General features: G+C 60.5%; 20 protein-coding genes. 7 read left to right on the forward strand and 13 right to left on the reverse strand.

Annotation, left to right across the window (positions count from 1 at the left end; translation table 11 throughout):
* Positions 1-13 precede the first annotated feature (13 nt).
* On the reverse strand, positions 14-307 hold the full coding sequence (locus tag R0140_RS03985) for a YciI family protein (protein WP_032740982.1): 294 nt from the start codon (positions 305-307) through the stop codon (positions 14-16).
* A 219-nt stretch (positions 308-526) separates the two neighbouring features.
* Between R0140_RS03985 and R0140_RS03990 the strand changes: the two genes are divergently transcribed.
* The 5 genes from R0140_RS03990 to R0140_RS04010 all read left to right on the forward strand — a co-directional run bounded on the left by R0140_RS03990 (position 527) and on the right by R0140_RS04010 (position 5,146).
* Positions 527-856, forward strand: a complete 330-nt coding sequence (locus R0140_RS03990) for a metalloregulator ArsR/SmtB family transcription factor (RefSeq protein ID WP_008806397.1) — start codon at positions 527-529, stop codon at positions 854-856.
* A gap of 52 nt (positions 857-908) precedes the next feature.
* Positions 909-2,201, forward strand: coding sequence for an arsenic transporter (locus R0140_RS03995; protein ID WP_032740981.1), 1,293 nt, complete (start codon positions 909-911; stop codon positions 2,199-2,201).
* Positions 2,202-2,210: 9 nt separating this feature from the next.
* Positions 2,211-2,633: a glutaredoxin-dependent arsenate reductase gene (gene arsC / locus R0140_RS04000; RefSeq protein ID WP_008806395.1), complete on the forward strand. Its 423-nt coding sequence runs from the start codon at positions 2,211-2,213 to the stop codon at positions 2,631-2,633.
* 476 nt (positions 2,634-3,109) lie between these two features.
* Entirely contained in the window at positions 3,110-4,663 is a 1,554-nt protein-coding gene (locus R0140_RS04005) for a peptide MFS transporter (RefSeq protein ID WP_032740980.1), read from the forward strand.
* Between the two features lie 183 nt (positions 4,664-4,846).
* Entirely contained in the window at positions 4,847-5,146 is a 300-nt protein-coding gene (locus R0140_RS04010; protein ID WP_008806393.1) for a DUF1889 family protein, read from the forward strand.
* 62 nt (positions 5,147-5,208) lie between these two features.
* Here the strand turns inward: R0140_RS04010 and R0140_RS04015 are convergent, their stop codons facing one another.
* Genes R0140_RS04015 through R0140_RS04030 form a run of 4 tightly spaced genes read right to left on the reverse strand, consistent with a single transcriptional unit; the run spans position 5,209 to position 9,908 of the window.
* Positions 5,209-6,657 carry an MdtP family multidrug efflux transporter outer membrane subunit gene (locus R0140_RS04015; protein WP_110184896.1) on the reverse strand — a complete coding sequence of 483 codons (1,449 nt, stop codon included), beginning with the start codon at positions 6,655-6,657 and terminating at the stop codon, positions 5,209-5,211.
* On the reverse strand, positions 6,654-8,591 hold the full coding sequence (gene mdtO, locus R0140_RS04020) for a multidrug efflux transporter permease subunit MdtO (RefSeq protein ID WP_032733790.1): 1,938 nt from the start codon (positions 8,589-8,591) through the stop codon (positions 6,654-6,656). The genes R0140_RS04015 and mdtO overlap by 4 nt, the downstream gene beginning before the upstream one ends.
* Before the next feature lie 12 nt (positions 8,592-8,603).
* On the reverse strand, positions 8,604-9,629 hold the full coding sequence (gene mdtN, locus R0140_RS04025) for a multidrug transporter subunit MdtN (protein ID WP_008806390.1): 1,026 nt from the start codon (positions 9,627-9,629) through the stop codon (positions 8,604-8,606).
* 6 nt (positions 9,630-9,635) lie between these two features.
* Entirely contained in the window at positions 9,636-9,908 is a 273-nt protein-coding gene (locus R0140_RS04030; protein WP_008806389.1) for a YtcA family lipoprotein, read from the reverse strand.
* 206 nt (positions 9,909-10,114) lie between these two features.
* Between R0140_RS04030 and yjdI the strand changes: the two genes are divergently transcribed.
* Positions 10,115-10,345: a 4Fe-4S mono-cluster protein YjdI gene (gene yjdI / locus R0140_RS04035; protein WP_012540613.1), complete on the forward strand. Its 231-nt coding sequence runs from the start codon at positions 10,115-10,117 to the stop codon at positions 10,343-10,345.
* 11 nt (positions 10,346-10,356) lie between these two features.
* The gene (locus R0140_RS04040) at positions 10,357-10,629 is read left to right on the forward strand and encodes a GNAT family N-acetyltransferase (RefSeq protein WP_008806388.1); all 273 of its coding nucleotides are present in this window, start codon (positions 10,357-10,359) and stop codon (positions 10,627-10,629) included.
* 42 nt (positions 10,630-10,671) lie between these two features.
* Here the strand turns inward: R0140_RS04040 and R0140_RS04045 are convergent, their stop codons facing one another.
* From R0140_RS04045 to fimA, 8 genes are all read right to left on the reverse strand, one after another.
* Positions 10,672-12,084 carry a cyclic diguanylate phosphodiesterase gene (locus tag R0140_RS04045; RefSeq protein WP_110184895.1) on the reverse strand — a complete coding sequence of 471 codons (1,413 nt, stop codon included), beginning with the start codon at positions 12,082-12,084 and terminating at the stop codon, positions 10,672-10,674.
* A complete protein-coding gene (locus R0140_RS04050) occupies positions 12,081-12,986 on the reverse strand; it encodes a fimbrial protein (RefSeq protein ID WP_012540615.1) in 906 nt (301 codons plus the stop codon). The genes R0140_RS04045 and R0140_RS04050 overlap by 4 nt, the downstream gene beginning before the upstream one ends.
* A 17-nt stretch (positions 12,987-13,003) precedes the next feature.
* Complete coding sequence (locus tag R0140_RS04055) at positions 13,004-13,489, reverse strand: type 1 fimbrial minor subunit FimG (protein ID WP_074194464.1); 486 nt, start codon at positions 13,487-13,489, stop codon at positions 13,004-13,006.
* 27 nt (positions 13,490-13,516) lie between these two features.
* Positions 13,517-14,044, reverse strand: a complete 528-nt coding sequence (locus R0140_RS04060) for a type 1 fimbrial adaptor subunit FimF (protein ID WP_023323247.1) — start codon at positions 14,042-14,044, stop codon at positions 13,517-13,519.
* A 10-nt stretch (positions 14,045-14,054) separates the two neighbouring features.
* The gene (locus R0140_RS04065; RefSeq protein WP_094917336.1) at positions 14,055-16,670 is read right to left on the reverse strand and encodes a fimbrial biogenesis usher protein; all 2,616 of its coding nucleotides are present in this window, start codon (positions 16,668-16,670) and stop codon (positions 14,055-14,057) included.
* Positions 16,671-16,750: 80 nt separating this feature from the next.
* The gene (locus tag R0140_RS04070) at positions 16,751-17,455 is read right to left on the reverse strand and encodes a fimbria/pilus periplasmic chaperone (protein ID WP_012540619.1); all 705 of its coding nucleotides are present in this window, start codon (positions 17,453-17,455) and stop codon (positions 16,751-16,753) included.
* A gap of 49 nt (positions 17,456-17,504) precedes the next feature.
* A complete protein-coding gene (locus R0140_RS04075; protein ID WP_012967260.1) occupies positions 17,505-18,041 on the reverse strand; it encodes a type 1 fimbrial minor subunit FimI in 537 nt (178 codons plus the stop codon).
* Between the two features lie 70 nt (positions 18,042-18,111).
* Positions 18,112-18,660 carry a type 1 fimbrial major subunit FimA gene (gene fimA, locus R0140_RS04080; RefSeq protein WP_008806380.1) on the reverse strand — a complete coding sequence of 183 codons (549 nt, stop codon included), beginning with the start codon at positions 18,658-18,660 and terminating at the stop codon, positions 18,112-18,114.
* Positions 18,661-18,925 lie beyond the last annotated feature (265 nt).

Raw genomic sequence — 18,925 nt, forward strand, 5'->3', positions numbered from 1 at the left:
CTCCGGGATACGCTTATAACAGCGACTGCAGTACGGGTGACGCCATGCTGGCCTCAAAGGGAATAATCTCGGTACGGGCGAGACCCAACTGCTGGAAGGGATCCTGACTCAGACGCGATTCCAGCATTTCCTGGCTGGCGCATTTCGCCAGAATCACCCCGCCGGTGCGGGGAAGGCGGCGGCCGGAGGCGAGAAAGAGGCCGTCAGCATAGCCTTTTTTGAGCCATTCGACGTGGGCGGGAATGGCGTCGTCCACCTCTTCGAGCGGTTTTATATACGTTAAAACAACCACATAAAGCGTACTCATCCTGAAAACCCTGTCAATCCGATGGGATCGCCAGCCTGACACATTTCGATGAGGGATAAAAGAAAGCGCGGCATTTTTCCGTGCTATTGCACAAGGGAGGGCGTGTAGCCACTCAACGGGGGCTTATCGCAGGCGTGAAATAACACATATGTTTTTACGAATGTATATTGATCTTTATTGGTGGTTCCGTATGCTGTCCGTCACGCTTAAGGAGAAATCATGTCTTTATTGCCCCTGCAACTGTTCAAAAACCTCGCCGATGAAACCCGGCTGGGGATCGTATTGCTGCTCAAGGCGCGTGGAGAGCTGTGTGTTTGCGATCTCTGTACGGCGCTCGCCCAGTCCCAGCCCAAGATCTCCCGCCATCTGGCGATGCTGCGGGAAAGCGGGCTGCTGCTGGATCGTAAACAGGGTAAATGGGTCCATTACCGCCTCTCTCCGCAGATGCCGGCCTGGGCGGCGCAGGTGATTGAGCAAGCCTGGCTCAGTCAGCAGGACGATGTGCGGATGATGGTTTGCAGACTGGCTGACGGGGCGGGTTGTCAGTAAAAATTTTATCTAAACATATCTGTTTTTTCGAATGTGATTGACGGGGGTAATCATGTTGCTGGCAGGCGCGATTTTTGTCCTGACCCTGGTGCTGGTGATCTGGCAGCCGCGGGGTTTAGGGATAGGCTGGAGCGCGGCCTTTGGCGCGGCGCTGGCGCTGGCCACCGGTGGAGTACAACTAGCCGATATCCCGGTGGTGTGGCATATCGTCTGGAATGCGACCGCCACCTTTATCGCCGTTATCATTATCAGCCTGCTGCTTGATGAGTCTGGCTTTTTTGAATGGGCCGCGCTGCACGTTTCCCGCTGGGGAAGAGGGTGGGGTCGTCTGCTGTTTACCTGGATTATCCTGCTCGGCGCCGCGGTGGCGGCGCTGTTTGCCAACGACGGCGCGGCGCTGATCCTCACCCCCATCGTGATTGCCATGCTGCGAGCGCTGGGATTCAGCAAGGGAACGATGCTGGCCTTTGTCATGGCCGCCGGATTTATTGCCGATACCGCCAGCCTGCCGCTGGTGGTGTCGAATCTGGTGAATATCGTTTCGGCAGATTTCTTTGCCATCGGCTTCAGGGAGTACGCTTCGGTGATGGTGCCGGTCGATCTCGCGGCGATCCTCACCACCCTGGCGATGCTGCATCTGTTCTTTCGCCGGGATATGCCGCCGGCCTGGGATATGGCGTTACTGAAAGCGCCGGTCACGGCGATAAAAGATCCGGCGACGTTCCGCACCGGCTGGGGCGTGCTGCTGCTGTTGCTGGTCGGCTTTTTCGTTCTTGACCCGCTGGGGATCCCGGTCAGCGCCATCGCGGCGCCGGGAGCGGGGATCCTGTTTGCTGTCGCGAAGCGCAGGCGGGTGATTAACACCGGCAAGGTGCTGCGCGGCGCCCCGTGGCAGATCGTGATCTTCTCGCTGGGAATGTATCTGGTGGTGTATGGCCTGCGAAACGCCGGGTTAACGGATTATCTGACCACGGTGCTGAACATGCTGGCGGAGCGCGGGCTCTGGGCCGCGACGCTGGGCACCGGTATCCTGTCGGCCTTCCTCTCTTCAATAATGAATAATATGCCCAGCGTACTGGTCGGCGCCCTGTCGATTGATGGCAGCGCGGCAACAGGGACGATCAAAGAGGCCATGATTTATGCCAACGTCATCGGCTGCGATCTGGGGCCCAAGATCACGCCAATTGGTAGCCTGGCCACGCTGCTCTGGCTGCATGTGCTGGCGCAGAAGCACATCACCATCGGTTGGGGGTATTATTTCCGCTGTGGCATTACCATGACCCTGCCGGTGCTGCTTGTGACGCTGGCCGCGCTGGCGCTGCGTCTCTCCTTCAACCAGCCATGAGAACGTACGATGAGCATCACCATTTACCATAACCCTGACTGCGGCACTTCGCGTAATACCCTGGCGCTGATCCGCAACAGCGGCGCTGAGCCCACCATTATCTATTATCTGGAGACGCCGCCATCGCGCGATGAGCTGCGCCAGCTGATCGCCGCGATGGCGATCCCGGTACGTGCCCTGCTACGGAAAAACGTTGAACCCTACGACGCGCTGGGGCTGGCGGAAGACCGGTTTACTGACGATCAGTTAATCGACTTTATGCTTCAGCATCCGATCCTGATTAACCGTCCGATCGTGACAACGCCGCGGGGCACCCGACTCTGCCGCCCCTCAGAGGTGGTGCTGGAGATCCTGACGGCGTCGCAAAAAGGCGCGTTCGTGAAGGAAGACGGTGAGCCAGTCATTGATGCTGCAGGGCAGCGTGTGAAATAACTCGCGAAAGGCGCCGGCTTTGACTCCCGGCTGCCTCACTTCCCCTCCCGTCATCCTCCGCGACAAACACCGTGGGCCAGGATAGTCCCTGATAGAGAAATATTGCCACTTAGCGTGGTTTCTACATCATTCCACCTGTTTTCCTTACTTTTTCTGTCGTTATCCTGGTAGCCGAACTGAGCCGCTATAGAACCTCGCCTTAGCGTTAACTTTCTGTTTTTTAATAAAAATAATCGGATTTTCTGCACTAATATAAAGTCAATGCTGTTTATCTTTTTATGAACGTTAAATCTGCAAAACTAGATGTTTGTCGACTTTTCATCTAAAAAGGGAAGGTAAGGGGCTGGACAAAACCATTGTGTGGTTATCAAATGGTTAAAAATGCTCGCATTTGATGTTAATGCAAACAAATTATAAATCGTCAGCCCGCTTTATACGGTTAACTTGCGCTGCGGCGCACCTTACCTGGAGAATTTATGCATTCCTCTGTTAATAAAAAAGAAAGCCGTACCTTTTTCGGCCATCCTTATCCGCTGGGCTCCCTGTTCTTCACCGAAATGTGGGAGCGCTTCTCGTTTTACGGCATCCGTCCCTTACTGATCCTGTTTATGGCGGCGACGGTGTACGACGGCGGGATGGGACTGGCGCGGGAGAACGCCTCGGCGATCGTCGGGATTTTTGCTGGCAGTATGTATCTGGCCGCGCTGCCGGGCGGCTGGCTGGCGGATAACTGGCTTGGCCAGCAGCGGGCCGTCTGGTACGGCTCTATCCTGATCGCCTTGGGGCACCTGTCGATCGCCCTGTCGGCATGGCTGGGCAACGACCTGTTCTTTATCGGTCTGATGTTTATCGTCCTGGGTTCCGGGTTGTTTAAAACCTGTATCTCAGTGATGGTCGGCACCCTGTATAAAAAAGGCGACGCGCGCCGCGACGGCGGTTTTTCGCTGTTCTACATGGGGATCAATATCGGCTCGTTTATCGCGCCCTTGATCTCCGGTTGGCTGATTAAATCCCATGGCTGGCACTGGGGCTTCGGCATCGGGGGGATCGGGATGCTGGTGGCGCTGGTCATTTTCCGCGTCTTTGCCGTGCCGTCGATGAAGCGCTATGACGCGGAGGTCGGCCTCGATTCCACCTGGAACAGCCCGGTGGCGAAAAAGAATGGCGTCGGAGCGTGGCTGCTGGCGCTGGCCCTGGGGGTGGCGGTGCTGGTCACGCTGATTAGCCTGGGCACGATCGTGATTAACCCGGTGGCGGTGGCCAGCGTGCTGGTCTATGTGATTGCCGCCTCCGTGGCGCTCTATTTCATCTGGCTGTTCGTCTTCGCGGGGCTGAACCGTAAAGAGCGGGCGCGCCTGCTGGTGTGCTTTATTTTGCTGGTCTCGGCGGCCTTTTTCTGGTCCGCGTTTGAACAGAAACCGACCTCCTTTAACCTGTTTGCTAACGACTACACCAACCGGATGATCGGCGACTTTGAGATCCCCGCGGTCTGGTTCCAGTCGATTAACGCCTTGTTTATCATTCTGCTCGCGCCGGTATTCAGCTGGGCGTGGCCTGCGCTGGCGCGCAAAAACGTGCGTCCGGGCAGTATGACCAAATTCGTGATTGGCATCCTGTGCGCAGCGGCGGGCTTTGGCCTGATGATGCTGGCGGCGCAGAACGTCCTGAGCAACGGCGGGGCCGGTGTGTCGCCGCTGTGGCTGGTGGGCAGCATCCTGATGCTGACGCTTGGTGAGCTGTGCCTGAGTCCGATTGGTCTGGCGACCATGACTCTGCTGGCGCCGGAGAGAATGCGCGGCCAGATGATGGGCCTGTGGTTCTGCGCCAGCGCGCTGGGTAACCTGGCGGCGGGCCTGATTGGCGGTCACGTGAAGGCCGATCAGCTGTCGCTGCTGCCGGACCTCTTCGCCCGCTGCTCCATCGCATTGCTGATCTGCGCCGCCGTGCTGGCCGTGCTGATTGTCCCGGTCCGCCGGATGCTGGAGAACAGTCGGTCCAGCGCCGGGCAAACATCCGTCAGCAACGCCTGACGCGATCCTCAGGCCGGCCCTACGGGGCCGGCTTATTTTTGTACGAAACCCGCCTCAGCAGAACAAAATCCCTTTTTCAGAATGCGCGATGTCCCATAACGTGAGCGTGTTCTTTGAAATCACGTCACTTTCCGGTCCATAGTGTAGTCAGGTTTACTATGTGGTTAATATAAGGACACACCTATGCCAGCAGTCATTGATAAAGCATTGGATTTCATCGGTGGTATGAATACGTCTGAGCCAGTACCACAGTCTATGGATGAAAGTACCGCGAAGGGAATTCTCAAATATTTGAAAGAGCTGGGCGTGCCCGCCACCCCGGCCGACGTCGCTGAACGCGGGCAGCAGCAGGGCTGGAGCGCCGGGTTTACCGACAAAGTGGCGGATTGGGCTGAACGGATCGCCGCCGGCGAGCGGATGGTCATCAAGCATCCGGAATTCTTTTCCACCTATATGCAGGAGGAGCTGCGCGCCCTGGTGTAATCGCCGCGCAGCCACCCCGCCTCTTCTGTTAAATGCCTTCCCCATCCGGGAAGGCATTTTTGTTACTGCCCGCGATAGCCGCCGCCCAGGGCTTTGATCAGGGTAATGTCGGTGCTTAGCCGCTGGGCCTCAATGTCCAGCAGCAACAGCTGCTGGGCGAGGACCGCCCGCCGGGCCTCTTCGGCGGCGTAGCGGCTGAGCAGGCCGCGCTGATAATGGGCGCGAGCGCTGTCGGTAGTGGTCTGCGCCGCGGTGACCTTTAGCTGCTGCAGCGCGCGCTGTTGGTTCAGATCGTTAAGCTGGCTGGAGCTGATGGCGACATCGCGCACCGCGTCCAGCACCGCCTGGTTGTACTGTTTGATCAGGATGTTGCTGGCGGTGCGCACCGACTGCAGATTAGCGTTCAGACGACCGCCGTCGAAGATTGGCAGATACAGCCCGGGCAGCAGGTTGATCTGCTGGAAAGAGGACTTAAACAGATCCCCGACGCTCAGGGCGTTATATCCCCAGAACGCTTTGATATCAAAATGAGGATAGAAGGCCGCTTTCGCCGCATCGACCTGGCTCAGGGAGGCAGTCACGTAGCCGCGCAGCGCCTGCAGGTCCGGACGGCGGGCCAGCAGCTCGAAAGAGAGCGACGATGGCAGCGTCTCCTGGAGCGCCGGCAGCGCCACCGGATGGATGGCCGGCATGCTTTGCGCATCGGCGCCGATCAGCGCCCGCAGGGTTTCACGATACTGGGTCAGCATCCCCTCGGCGCTAATGATCTGCTGGCGGGCGGCGAGCTGCTCAGCCCGGGCATTGGCCACATCCACACTGTCTTCCACGCCGCGTTGGGTCCGGTGCTCATGGGCCGCTGCCGAGAATTGGGCAATACCCTCCAGCTCCTGCAGCAGCGCGATTTTCTGGAACGTCGCCTGCATGGCGAAATAGAGCTGCGCCACGCTGCTGGCGATGTCGAGTTCAATGCCGGCGGTTTCCGCCAGCCGGGCATTTTTCTCGCCAATGGCGGCGGCGACCCGGGCGCGATCGGCTCCCCAGAGATCGATATTCAGCTGCGCCCCGACGCCAACGGTATTCAGCGTATACCAGGGACCGTTCTTATCCACCGGCAGGGAGTACGAGTAGGGCCAGCTAAAGGATTTGTCGGTGATCCGCAGGCGGTTTTGCGCCGCGACGGCGGTGGCCTGCAGGCCCATCGCCGACCGGGCGAGTTCCACCGTGGACTGCGACTGGGAGATGCGTAGCCGGGCGGCCTGCATGGTCGGCGAGTTCTGCAGCGCCCGGTTGATCAGCAGGTTGAGCTGAGGATCATCATAGGCCTCCCACCAGCGGGCTGCCGGCCAGTCGCTGTTCGCCAGGTGGATCACCTGCGCCAGCTGGGCCTGCTGCGGATTGACGATGGCGACCTGGGAAGGCTCATCCTGGATCAGCGCGCAGCCGCTGAGCAGCGTCAGCGTCAGGGTAAAGAGAGTGACCCGCAATCGCGCGGGGAAAGGAAGCATCATCATGACGTTTTAGCCTGTTGCTCAGTCGCTATCGGTGTCGGGCCCCAGTCGGGCAGGGCGGCCAGCGCGGTAGCCAGCGCCGGGCCAAAGGGGTTGCGGAGATCGGCGGCCAGCGTCCCGTCAGGCGCTGCCGCCTCCTGTTCGATACGTTCGGCGTAGCGCCGCAGCTGTTCGGCGCAGCGGGCCAGCGTCGGGTCTCCCGGCGCGGCGTTGAGCCGGTAGCCTTCGCTGAGGCGGGCGATCTCCTCGGCCTGGGCGAGGGTGGCGCGCATCGGCCAGCCTTTCGCCTGGGGCCAGGGATGGGCCCAGGTGCCCAGCGGTTCAGCGCGAACCCGATGGAGCAGCGCTTCGCTGTCGGTGAAGGCGACAAACAGAGGGGCCAGCGGCACCGCATCGTGCGGGGCGGCGAGGCAGTCCGCCAGCCGGCGATAGAGGCTGGCGAGGCGCGATTTCAGCTGCGGCGCTTCGCTGTCCGGCCAGAGATACAAATGGACAATGGAGGAGACCAGCACCCCGAGCAGGATGCCGAGCACCCGATCCCGCAGCTCGGTGAGGTTCGTCAGCGGGCCAAACCAGCTGAGGAAGGCCAGCGCAAAGGTGAAACCAATCTGGATCCCGGCGTAGGCGATACGCTCCGAGCCGGCGGCAATCCACGCCGCCAGCGCCAGCACCGGCAGAGACATCGCCAGCAGGCCCGACAGCGAATCGGTCCAGGGCTGAACAAAGACGATTAACAGCAGCGCCAGCAGGGTGGCGAGCAGCGCCCCGCCGATACGCAGCCATGTCTTTTGCATCGTGGCGCCCAGCCCGGGCTGGGCGACAATGACGCAGCTCAGCATAATGGTGTGCAGCCCTTGCCAGTCGGCAGCGGTATAGAAGACATAGCAGATTAGCGTCGCCAGCAGGGTCTTGAGCGCAAAATGGAGATAAGCGGGGTTGCGCCAGGCGTCCGGCGCCAGCAGGGGCGCCTTCTCCACCTCACCCTGCGGCAGGGCGACGGGCTCACCCTGCGCCAGCTGCTGCAGGAGGGTAGCCATCTCCTGCAGAACCGCGTGATTAATGCCACGACCGCTGAGCGCCAGGGGAGGAATGGCGCCGTCAAACTGTTCCTCGCTGAGGGCACTCTTCAGCTTCAGTACCGCCTGCGACAGCTGCTGGCGATCTTCGCTATCCGCCTCGTCTGCTTGCAGCAGCGCCGCCAGCTGATAGCAGCGCAGGGTGGCGGCCAGCCGCGAGCGCCAGGCCTGCGGTTCGGCGGCTATCTCCGGCGTGGCCCGGCTGGCCTGGGCGAACAGCGACTGCAGCTGGTTGAACTGCGCGGCGGTCTCGCCGAAGGTCGGTGGCGCTTCATCGCCAGGAGCCGTCAGCCGCCGGGCGACCTCGTGCAGCATCCCCGCCAGGCGCGCCTTAAACTGGTTGCCGGGAAAGGCCTGCTGAAAACAGGCGTTGACCAGCAAAGTGACGAGGATCGCGGTGTTAATCGCCACCCACAGCCAGAGCAGCAGCCGCACCAGGATCTCGCTCTGACTGGTCATTGACGGGAAGGTCTGAGCGTAAATCACCGCCAGCGCCACCACGAAAAAAGCCAGTCCCAGCTTACCCAGCACCCGCATCAGGTAGATGGCGCAGAAAAAGAGCGCCACGGAGGCCGCCAGGCGGATCAGCGGGTAGTCATAGGTCCACTTGATGATCAGCAGCACGCCGCCGAGCGCCACGGTGACGGTGACAAAAAAGACCACGCTGACCAGCTTGATCATCAACACGTTAGGCTGACTGACGTAGAACACGACGATCAGCGCAACGGCCAGGAAGGGGATCTGCAGGGTCATAAACAGGGTGATGAGCACCGCGCAGCTCAGCGTCAGGCGCAGCGTGTAGCTGGCGCGTCCCGGCGCGTCGCGCAGCTCCTGGCGTAAAAAATGGGCGAGAGGAAACATCGCGTCCCCCGGCTACGGCTGCAGCACGGCGCTGGCCGAGGCGCCCATGCGGAACAGCGCCGGATCGGGATCGCTGACGGCGATTTTCACCGGGAAGCGCTGCGAGACGTGAACCCAGTTAATGCTTTTTTGGATCAGCGGCAGCCCTTCGATGACGCTCCCGCCTTCGGGCAGGACCCCGGAGCCGACCGAATCGACCACCCCGTTAAAGGTCCGGTTGTGGTTGGTCATCACGGTGATCCGCGCCGCCACGCCGGGGCGCACGTTGTTCAGATCGGTCTCGCGGAAGTTAGCGATCACATACCAGCGGTCGTCATCCAGCAGGGTAAAGACCGGCTTCAGCGCCGAGGCGTACTGGCCGACGGTGGTTTTCAGCGCCACCACCACGCCGTTGAAGGGCGCACGCACTTCGGTAAATTCCAGATGCAGTTCGGCGAGGGCGATTTGCGCCAGGATCCCGGCGCGTTGCGCCACCATGGCATCCACGCCGGTCACGGCCGCCGAGGCCTGTCTGGCCTGCAGCAGCGTGGCCTCCAGCTCCGCCCGCGCCGCTTTCTCAGCGGTGCGCGCCTGATCGAGATCTTCCTGGGAGGCAAACCCCTGCGGCACCAGCGGCTCAAGGCGGGTGCGCGTGGAGGTGGTCTGCTTGACCAGCGCTCTGGCGCGCTCGACGGCGGCCGCCACCGACTGGGCGTTATACTCCTGCGCTTTGATGGTGCGCTGGGTCAGCATGATCTGCGCGTCGAGGGTCGTTAGCCGCGCTTTCGCGTCATCGAGCATCGCCTGATAGGGGCGGGGGTCGATGCGGAACAGCAGATCGCCTTTTTTCACCCGCTGGTTATCGCGAATGGGCATCTCCACGATGCGTCCGCTGACCTCGGGCACCACATCGATGGTATCGGCATAGACATAGGCGTCATTGGTCTCCGGCGAGGTTTGCAACTGCCAGATAACCAGGATCAGCGCCAGGATAGCGGCAAGGACCAGCGCCAGCAGAGGCCACTTTTTGCGTAACAGGGGAGTGCGGGAAGTTGTCATAAGCGATCAGTGAACAAAAAACAGAAACCACAGCAGCGTGGCGAACAGGAACATCAGCGCGACATAGCTGAAGACCAGAGGAGAAAAGCGCGGCTGCCAGCCTTTACGGGTAATCAGGATATGGCAGGGGATCAGTAAAAACGCCCCGCCCAATAAGCAGAAAAACCAGCCGGGGAACGCGGCGCCCAATACCGGGATCGCGGGCGAAAGTGAGCAGCCAGAAAGCGGCAAGACGAGCAGTAACCGCGCCGGGCGGGCGATGGTGGCAATATGATTCAATAGAGCATCCCTGAGTGATCATACCAGTGTGTGATGAGTGTAATCGCCTCGTTGCGGGAATGAAAGTCAACGGATCGCCGACTGCGGGAGCCTTACCCGATGGGAAAGCATGATGTGAGGCGCCAATTCCCACGCTTACGCGTAGTCAGCCGCGACGTGTAGGACTATGCTTAGCCTGAAACATAAAAAAAGAACGAGGCAATGTCATGGATAAGGAATTATTGGAAGCGGGCTACCGGGCCTACACCGGAGAGAAAATCGACGTCTACTTTAATACGGCGATCTGTCAGCATTCGGGGAACTGCGTGCGCGGCAGCGCGAAGCTTTTTAACCTGAAGCGTAAACCGTGGATTATCCCGGATGAAGTGGATGTGGCGACGGTGGTAAAAGTGATCGATACCTGCCCGAGCGGCGCCCTGCACTATCGTCATAAATAAGCGAGGAGAAGATGGAAATACTGGAAGGGCACAACAAGTTTTATGTTAACGACGCGCAGGGAAACCAGGTGGCGGAAATTGTTTTTGTTCCCACCGGCGACCACCTCAGCATTATCGAACATACCGATGTTGATCCCAGCCTGAAAGGCCAGGGCGTGGGGAAACAGCTGGTGGCGAAGGTGGTGGAAAAAATGCGCCAGGAGCAGCGGAAGATCATCCCTCTCTGCCCGTTTGCCAAACATGAATTCGATAACACCCGCGAATACGACGATATTCGCGCCTGACGTACCGGCACCGGTGCCAACCGGTGCGCTTTTCTCGCGCCATTAACGATCCGCCGGATCGCGCTGATGGGAAAAGCGGCGGATCAGATCCGGGAGATGCTCGCGCCGCATCGGCGGTGAAAACAGATAGCCCTGGAAACGGTCAATACCCAGCGATTTTAACTGCGTAAACTTCGCCAGCGAATCCACCCCTTCCGCCACGCAGCGGCTGCCGCTCAACTGGCAGTAGTAGGCCAGGCTTTTTATCAGCGCAAGCGCCTTCTGATCGTGCTGAGCGTCGTTGACGATACTCATATCCAGTTTATAGGCATTGAAGTGCAGGCGACGCGCCGGAAAGATGACGCTCCCCTGAGAAAAGCAGTCGTCCAGCATCACCCGCACGCCAGCACGTTGCAGTTCCTCCACCTGGGCGGTGGATCGGCTCTGACGGAGAAAATCGATGGTTTCAGCATATTCCAGCACCAGCCTTTCCACGCCCTCTGGCTGCCGGAGCTGCTGGCGAGCGGCTTCCACCATCCGCAGCAGGCTATCGCTGGCGGCGAGCGAGGAAGGAATATTGACCGAAAAATAGAAAGTACCCGGATGCTCATTAATATTCTGCACGGCCTCCTGCAGGACAAAGGCCGTGAGCAGCAGCCAGGCGTAGTCGGCGCGGAACTGCGGCAAAAAAGCCTGCGGATGGAGAACCTGGCCGCGGTGGCGCCAGCGGATCAGGATCTCCACCCCCTGTAGCTGTGAGCGACTATCGACGATAGGTTGAAAAACCGGGAAGACCTGGCGATCGTGGATCGCTTGTACCCATTCCTGTTCAAACGCCGACAGTGAGCTGGCGGATGAGCGCGGTAGCAGCGTACGCGGAAAGCGGGGGGCCAGATGCGGGTGATATTCCACCAGCTTTTTCACCCCGGCCAGCCGCTGGGTGTAGAGCGTTTTCTGGCTCAATCGGAGACGCCGGGCCTGCTCGCCTATCGTCTGCCCTTGCAGCAGGGCGAGGATCACTTTGAACTCGGCATGGCTCAATCCGGCGGCTCGTTTGTCGTTGAGCAGGGCGGCTTCACTGGCAAGCCGCTCAAGTCGCGGTGCGTTCTCCAGCCGATCGGCCAGCTCCGTGCAGGACAGATCGGCGGGGGCGGTATGGACGTTGCGCAGACGATCCGGATGGCTCACCTGATAAAGCAGCGTTTGCCACAGCCAGATGGCCGGGCTGCGGCTCAGAATCAACATCGGTAACGGCTGCAAGGCCTGGTCGAGCAGCCTTGCCGCCTGGCGCAGCGTGGTGAGCATCCACAGGGGATCGTCAGGGAGAAACACCACGATCCGCTTCACGGCGGTCAGCTCCCGCAGGGACACGCCCTCGACCGGCAGCTCAACGGGCCGCTTCGCGGCGTTCACCATCAGCTGGCTCAACCCGCGGGCGGCCAGCGAGCAGGGTGAGAGGATATAGTCGGTCATCATTGATAGACAAAGGTGATGCCGATGATCGACTGCACGTTGCCGGCAGTGACCTGGCCTGTGGTCCGGGCATAGGTTGCCGTCAGACCGAGATTAACTGGCGAGGTACTGACGGTGCCCAGCGAGACCGTGCTGTTCGCCGGCACGGCGCTGCCGTTGCGGGTCAGCTGAACGCCTATCCCCTGCGCCGGCGAGGCGGAGGCGGTATTGGTGAAGATCGCGTTGGCGCTATCCGCGGTGGTGCCGGAGAGGTAATACCCCAGCTGCTGGCTTTGCGCGCAGTGCACGGTGAGCGGCACGGCCATCGATCCCGGGTAGTCGGGGAGGGTGACGGTGACATCGCGGGCGGAGACATCGCAGCCGCCGGTGGGGACCACCACGTCGTTGTTGGCGTAAATGTTCCAGATGAACTGGAAGGAGTCGCTATTGTAGTTGTTGGTCTGATGCAGGATCAGCACCGCGATTAACGATCCTGCGGTGATCGCCACCCCACCGGCGGTGCTGACCGGCGTCAGATACAGGACGGTGGGCCAGGGCTTATCGGTCCGTGAATCGTAAACCACCCGCGCCGTTTCCGTGGTGGTCGGGAAGGGGTAAGAGGTGCCGTTATATTTCACGGTGCCGGAGAAACTCGACAGCACGCCGCCGTAGGCGGATCCGCGCTGCAGGGTGACGTAGTCAGTGATCGTTTCCGGATAGTCGTTATGGCAAAAAATCTGCGTGGAGAGGTCGACCACCAGGTTTTGCCCGACGTTAACCGCCGGTGTCAGATTTACGTAGACGTTGGCTGACCCGCCGCCGATGGGGATCGTCGCCCCGGTGGCCGTTTTGCAGGCAAAGGACCAGGCGTTCATCGACCAGCCCAACAGCAGCAGGGTGGTGAACAGGGGGATAATTTTTTTCATCATAATGCTCTCCTGGCTCAGGCGTAGGTATAGGTGACGTTAATCACCGCCTGAATGGTGCCTTGCGTGGCGCCGCCGTTGACGGACAGGGCTCTAACCTGCAGCGGGAAGCGAGCGGACTGGCTGGCCTCATCCACCTGTACCGACTGGCTGCTGCCATTGTTCAGCGTGGTGCCGTCCTCGCTCTGCAGTTCGAGCTGAATATTGCCCGCCGTTCCCTGGTTTTTGTAATAGCCGGTGCTGTCCGCCGTCCCGCTGAAGGTGGCCTTCACCCGTGAAGTACCCACGGGGCAGTTACTGAGATCCAGCGCCACGCTGTGCCAGGCCGATGCCGAGCCCGCGCCGATCAGGCTAAAGGTATAGAGATCGCCCAGCTCGACGGTGGCATTGACGGTGGAAACCGTGCAGGGTCTGGCCACCACCTTCCCGTTGACGGTGAGGGTGACGTCGGCCGCCCGCAGGGAAGCGCTCGCGGTTAACAGGCCGGCCAGCAGCCAGCCCACGTGGGTCCATTTCATTTCAGCCTCCGCTTACTGAAATTCCAGCGTGAATGTCGCTGTCGCATTGACATGCCCGGCGGTGACGGGCACCTGAGTGGCCATCAGACGGGCGTAAAAGTTGAGAATGTTGGTCTGGCCCGGCGTCAGCGTGGTCCAGGACATGGCTGACGACGGCGCATTGACCGGCAGCCGGGACTGCTGCTGATCGAGAATTTCCACCCCCATTCCCGCCGCCGCCGAGGCGCCGGCATCGAGTTTTAACAGGCTGGTGTTGACGCTGTCCGCCACGCCGGTGAAACCGACCTTCACCGCGGTGACGGAAGTGCCACAGGGCGACAGCACGATGCGGAACGGCACCGGCGGCGTCGTCGCCCCGACGGCATAAAACTGCTTTGCGGCGTTGTCCTGAAAATCGACGGTGAAATCCTTCGACTCGCCGGCCACTGCGCAGGCGTTGTCGCGCACATAGCCGCTGATGGTGATCGTGCTATCGGCAGCGAAGCTCAGCGGCGCGGCCAGAGTGAGCAGAGCGCCCAGCAGATACTGCAGTGTTTTCATCATGATCTCCTTAGCGGCACGCGGCCAACAGCTGGCTGAGCGCCTGCTGCTGACTCTCCGGCGGCAGACGATAATCGGCCACGCACTGAGCGTCCGGGCCATCGCCCCATTTCACTCGCACCTTGCCCGCCAGCGGCATCCCGCTCAGGTAGACCTGGCCGTTATCCGCGACGATGCTGCCGCTCTGGTTGCTGTCGCCGGTGGCGAGGGCGCCAAACGGCACCGGTTTGCCGCGATGGGTCAGCGTCATCAGGATCTTCATCCCCACCTGCGCGTTAAAGTTGGCGCGGACGATCGCCCCATGGGTCGGCACCACGCTGACCACTGCATCATCAAGGTCGACATTGTCTGCCAGGGTGTTGGTGTCCAGCGCGATCCGGTTTTCGCGATACTCGGTGGCATAGGGCAGGACGGCATACCCGCGCCAGTCGGTGCGTACCCCGGTCTGGTTTTCCACCTTCACGCCGCCGGCGCCGGGGGCTTTCACCAGCACCACGGTATCGTTCAACGGCTGGCTCAGGGTGATGCCGTTGGCGTGCGCCAGCACGCCACCGCTGACCCCGTAGTAGAGCTGTTTAAAGCCGTCGCTGCGGCTGTAGCCGACGTTGGCGTTGCCGTAGCCGCCGCGGTAGTTGAGCGCCGTATAGCCTGTGCTCCCGCTGTCGCCGTTGCCGCCGCCGGCATAGCCGGTCTGCACGCTATAGCTGAGGTTGTTGTCTTCCAGCAGGGTGCCGTACAGGCCCGCCAGGTTAGTCATGCGGCCATTGAGATCGTGCGACAGGCTGTAGCTGGCGCTGGCGTGCCGCCAGACTGAGCGGCTATCGGAACGCAGCCAGTGGCTGAAGGGGATATTGACGTTGACCGCCAGCATCTGATCGCGCCCTTGCTGCCAGGCGTTTTTGGTCAGGCTGTAACTTAGCGACCAGTTGATATCGTCTACGGCGGCGTTGAGGCCGGCCTGCAGCTGCTCATCGGCATCGTCGGTGCCCCAGTAGGTCTGGTGGCTGCCGCTGAGATAGAGGGTGGCGGTGCGCCCCAGCTGCTGGGTCACGCTCAGTTGCACCTTGCCGCGCTTGCTGTAAGCCAGATTGTAGTAGTCGGTAAATTTGGGTTTCACCTGGATAACGCCGTCCTGAGTTTCCACACTGTAGCCGCTCATCCGGCGGTAGGTGGTATCGGCAAAGTTATAGTAGCCGCGGGTGGAGTAGCGGTAGCCCACCAGCTGCAGGTTAGTCCCGGTCTCATCCAGGGATTTGTTATAGAGGAAACGCACCGACTGTCCCTGATGCTCGCTGTCGTCCGCCAGCGTGGCGTTGGCCTGGGTGATATCCAGCGACAGGGCGCCGAAATAGCCCATGTTTTTCCCCACCCCAAGGTTAAAGGCGCGATAGCGGTCCGCCAGCTGAGTGCCGCCGTACAGGGTCCAGCCGGCCGGCAGGCCATGCATGGCCGTGCTCTGGAAAAAATCGGGCGTTTCCTGTTGGCTGTTGCCGCTGCGGTACTCCCCGGCGGTGAGGGCGAAGCGGGTATGGCCTTCACGCTGCAGCACCGGCACCGTTGACCAGGGCACGCTGAAGACCTGGCGGGAGCCATCCGCTTCTTTAATCGTGACCTGCAGATCGCCGCCATTGCCCGCGGCGTAGAGATCGTCGATGGTAAACGGCCCCGGCGGCACTGTGCTCTGGTAGATTTCATAGCCGTTTTGTTTGATTGACACCTGCGCCGTGCCGCGGGCGATCCCGTGGATCACCGGCGCGAAGCCTTTCTGGCTGTCCGGTAGCATATTGTCGTCTGAGGCCAGCTGGGCACCGCGGAAGTTGATCCCGTCGAAGACATCGCCGTTGGTATAGCTGTCCCCGAGGGTGAGTCGCGAACGCAGAGGCGTGATGTCCCGCTCAAGCCAGCTGTTAACGTGCTGCCAGCGGTTTTCACTGGAGGAAGCGCTGCCGCTGCCGCTACTGTAGCTCCACGTGCTGTTATCGCGCAGACGCCAGGCGCCAACGTTCAGGCCGCTCTGCAGATTCAGATAGGCGTAACGGCTGCTGCCACCCGTGGTGTTATGGACGTTATTGCCCGTGAAGTTATAGTTAATCAGCCCGGCGGTGATACCGTTATCCCACAGCTCCGGCGGAATATAGCCGCGCGCGCGGGTGCCCATAAATGCCTGAGGCACGGTGAGATACAGACGCTGTTGGCCGACGTCGAAGCGCGTAGTGGCTTCGCTGATAAGCGTCGTTAGCGGCACGCAGGCTGCGCTGTCCAGCGTCGCCATGCCCGGCACCCGACCGGTATCCACGCCCATGCTCGCCAGCTGGCCGCGCGTCAGACAGGGCGACAAGCCATGGCCCTGAACGTCGGCCTGGAAAGTGACGTCCCGGGTGGTCATAAAACCATTGTTGAGATAAATATCGACGCGATAGGTGCCTGGCGGCACCTCCTGGCCTTTTTCAAATCCCGACAGGTCAGCCACCGCCGCCGGATCGTCAGCTAAGAAGCGGGGGTTAAAATAGAGGTCCGCCCGCGCGGCAAACGGCTGTGAGCAGAGCCACAGCGTCAGCGCCGGCGTAATCAGGCGCCGGGCGCTTCGGCAACCCCAATGGTCCAGTCCATATTTTCGATGTGACATAATCCCTCCGGTCCGACGTTGCCCGGCTGTCAGTGCTTCTGGTCATGCGCAGCGTGGCCCGCGCGGCGGGGTACTCTGGGTTAACGCAGTACGCCATTCATTTTCGGCGTCAGCGCGCCGTAATCGTTAATCGTGCGATAGGTGATGGTGCTCCCGGCATCCGCGGGCAGCTTGACGCTGGTTTTGCCCATCGGCGGCACGAGGGCGTTTTCCAGAATGCGCGTCCCGGCGTTCAGTTCGGTCACCGTCAGGTAATAAGGGGTGGGGTTCGTCAGCGTCAGCGACGATCCGCTGCGGCTAAAGGTCAGCTTTTCCGCTGCCTGATCCGGGGGCAGTGCCAGTTTTCCCGGACGGTAGTAGAGCTTGATGCGGCTGATAATCGCCAGCTGCAGGGTATTGTCGCTGAGCTTGGATTTATCCATCGAGGGGATCGCCTTCACGTTCATCCAGAACAGGCTTTCCCGATCCTGCGGCAGCTGGTTATTGGTGGCGTCGATAATGCGCAGGGTGTTCTCTTTTTTGCCCTGCATGGCAAACAGCGGGGGAGTGATGACAAACCGGCCGTCTCGCTGACCATCGGCATTTTCCACCCATGACTGTATAAGCCAGGTGCTGTTGTCGTCATTATTGGTCACCGCGAGCTGGACCTGCTTCTGTCCCGCCGGGTAGATAACCCGGGTCGCGCCCAGCGCGACGCCCGCCTGCGCGCTGGCGCTCAACGCACCGGCGACGAAAAGTAAACATCCCGCCAGTATGCCGCGTGTCGTCGTTGCCATTTTTCTCACGTTATCTCCTTGTCTGCTCACCGTGTTGTCCTGTTTGTCTGCGGATTAATTACTGATAGGTCAATGAGAACCAGGCCTGGGCGTTGGCCGCGCCGCCGGTGACCTGGCGTCCGGTCGCCCGATATTTGGCGACAAAATTGAGCGTCGTCGGTCCGCGGTAGAGCGGCACCCAGCGGTCGGGCGGACGATTGAGCGGCAGCTGCTGGCCCTGACTGTCGAACAGCGCAATGCCAATCCCGCTGGCGATCCCCGGGCCTTCGCCCACCGAGAGCACATCGGGATTTTTACCATCAGCCACGCCGTGAAATGCCACCCCCACATGCTGGCTGACTGCGGTACTGCAATCCTGTAAATGAATCGCGAAAGGGATCGGGTTACTGTCTTCGCCGACATCATGAAATCGGTTACTGCTGATCTGCCCCAGATTGACCGTCATCTGCCGATCGCCCGCTTCGACGCGGCAGGAACTCGCCATAATCAGGCCCTGAAAACGCATGCTGCCCCCAGGCAGCGTGACGTTCCACTGATTACCGGCCAGGGCCAGCGGGGGTAGTAGCAGCAGCAGACCTGATTTCATTCCCTGCATCGTTTCACTCCAGTTGGAAATAGAGAGCGGGCCCTCCTGGCCCTGATTGCCTCCCTGCGTGGATCGGGCCTTACTCGTATTGCACTTTGAACGTGGCATCCGCGTTCGCCGTACCGGCGGTCGCTGCGCCGGTCGCGTAGTAACGCGCCTGGAACGGGATGATGTTGGTGCCGTCATTCAGCGTGGTCGCGGCACTGAAGGTGGCCCCGTCCAGCGCCAGCGGCGTGCCGGTGCTGTCGAGGATCTGCACGCCAACGTTGGTTGCGCCGCCGGCGGCAGAGTTTTGCAGTGCCAGAACGGTGGTGTTGCTGCTGTCGATAGCGGTACCGGAGAAAGCGACAGAAGCTTTGGTCGCCACTGTGGTGTCGCAGTCATCCAGCTGAATGTTGAAACCGACGGAGGAGCTGGTGCTACCTGCGGTGGCAAGTTTCGCGGAACGCACCTGACCTAACTGGACGGTTTGATCGATAGAGCCGGCATCTACCGCACAGGCCGCATTGACGACTTCCCCTTTAAAATGCACTGTCCCGCCGTTGACCGTGGTGGTATCGGCCAGCGCCGCCGCGGAGCTCAGAGACAGGGCTGACACAACAACCATTGCCAGTGTTTTGATTTTCATACTGTTTTCCTTTGAATGATGTCGAAATAACGAACCGGATTGGCAGCCGATGTGCCTTCCAGGCATGTCAGATTTCAGCCGAGTAGTCAGGCTGCCGGCTCTGCACAGTTTTTACCCAACTGATGAGACAATTGGGGCCATTTTGACTCGTTGGGATAAATGATCTGTTTTTGGTTTTTGACTGGTTTATTTGTGGTTTTAAATTCCGTTTATTTGGCTTTTTGTGGGTATATAATCTGGAGTGGTGGGCGGGAGTGCAAAAGGA

The sequence above is a fragment of the Klebsiella sp. w6 genome, from assembly GCF_033100215.1.
Lineage (GTDB): Bacteria > Pseudomonadota > Gammaproteobacteria > Enterobacterales > Enterobacteriaceae > Klebsiella > Klebsiella variicola.

Coding starts and splice junctions, on each gene's coding strand:
- R0140_RS04060 (WP_023323247.1), bottom strand. CDS start 14,044: ATGAAAACACTGCAGTATCTGCTGGGCGCTCTGCTCACTCTGGCCGCG.
- R0140_RS04065 (WP_094917336.1), bottom strand. CDS start 16,670: ATGTCACATCGAAAATATGGACTGGACCATTGGGGTTGCCGAAGCGCC.
- mdtO (WP_032733790.1), bottom strand. CDS start 8,591: ATGTTTCCTCTCGCCCATTTTTTACGCCAGGAGCTGCGCGACGCGCCG.
- R0140_RS04015 (WP_110184896.1), bottom strand. CDS start 6,657: ATGATGATGCTTCCTTTCCCCGCGCGATTGCGGGTCACTCTCTTTACC.
- R0140_RS03985 (WP_032740982.1), bottom strand. CDS start 307: ATGAGTACGCTTTATGTGGTTGTTTTAACGTATATAAAACCGCTCGAA.
- R0140_RS04005 (WP_032740980.1), top strand. CDS start 3,110: ATGCATTCCTCTGTTAATAAAAAAGAAAGCCGTACCTTTTTCGGCCAT.
- arsC (WP_008806395.1), top strand. CDS start 2,211: ATGAGCATCACCATTTACCATAACCCTGACTGCGGCACTTCGCGTAAT.
- R0140_RS04010 (WP_008806393.1), top strand. CDS start 4,847: ATGCCAGCAGTCATTGATAAAGCATTGGATTTCATCGGTGGTATGAAT.
- R0140_RS04075 (WP_012967260.1), bottom strand. CDS start 18,041: ATGCAGGGAATGAAATCAGGTCTGCTGCTGCTACTACCCCCGCTGGCC.
- R0140_RS04040 (WP_008806388.1), top strand. CDS start 10,357: ATGGAAATACTGGAAGGGCACAACAAGTTTTATGTTAACGACGCGCAG.
- R0140_RS04050 (WP_012540615.1), bottom strand. CDS start 12,986: ATGAAAAAAATTATCCCCCTGTTCACCACCCTGCTGCTGTTGGGCTGG.
- R0140_RS04045 (WP_110184895.1), bottom strand. CDS start 12,084: ATGATGACCGACTATATCCTCTCACCCTGCTCGCTGGCCGCCCGCGGG.
- R0140_RS03995 (WP_032740981.1), top strand. CDS start 909: ATGTTGCTGGCAGGCGCGATTTTTGTCCTGACCCTGGTGCTGGTGATC.
- mdtN (WP_008806390.1), bottom strand. CDS start 9,629: ATGACAACTTCCCGCACTCCCCTGTTACGCAAAAAGTGGCCTCTGCTG.
- fimA (WP_008806380.1), bottom strand. CDS start 18,660: ATGAAAATCAAAACACTGGCAATGGTTGTTGTGTCAGCCCTGTCTCTG.
- yjdI (WP_012540613.1), top strand. CDS start 10,115: ATGGATAAGGAATTATTGGAAGCGGGCTACCGGGCCTACACCGGAGAG.
- R0140_RS03990 (WP_008806397.1), top strand. CDS start 527: ATGTCTTTATTGCCCCTGCAACTGTTCAAAAACCTCGCCGATGAAACC.